General features: G+C 53.9%; 1 protein-coding gene and 1 tRNA gene. Both read left to right on the top strand.

Annotated features, from left to right (window positions below; all coding sequences use genetic code 11):
• A partial coding sequence (locus tag ACTH3D_RS06470; protein WP_441666248.1) for an oxidative damage protection protein occupies nt 1–230 on the top strand: 230 nt, incomplete at its 5' end.
• A gap of 88 nt (nt 231–318) precedes the next feature.
• A tRNA-Phe gene (locus tag ACTH3D_RS06475) sits at nt 319–394 on the top strand.
• Nucleotides 395–447: the final 53 nt, after the last annotated feature.

Raw genomic sequence — 447 nt, forward strand, 5'->3', positions numbered from 1 at the left:
CTCTGCCTTTTCCTCCACTGCCCGGTGCCAAGGGGCAAGAGATTCAGGCAACGGTTTCAAAGCAAGCCTGGGAGGAGTGGCAGGCTCTGCAGACGCGACTGATCAACGAGAAACATCTCAACATGTTGGATGCTGAAACGCGCAGCTATCTGATGGATCAGATGGAGCGCTTTCTCGACAATCAGGAAACTGATCAGGCCGAAGGGTACGTGCCGCTCAGCGACACATGAAGCGGTTAATCCCCGAAATCGCTATCATTTTTCCCGCAGAGGGTTGACGAAAAACTTTGGTTGGGGTTTAATACGCACCGTTGGCAGCGGCCAGATAGCTCAGTCGGTAGAGCAGGGGATTGAAAATCCCCGTGTCGGGGGTTCGATTCCCTCTCTGGCCACCAAGACTGCTGGGGTATAGCCAAGTGGTAAGGCACCGGTTTTTGGTATCGGCATT

The sequence above is a fragment of the Halomonas sp. genome (genome assembly GCF_052095765.1).
In the GTDB taxonomy this organism is placed as follows: Bacteria; Pseudomonadota; Gammaproteobacteria; order Pseudomonadales; family Halomonadaceae; genus Halomonas.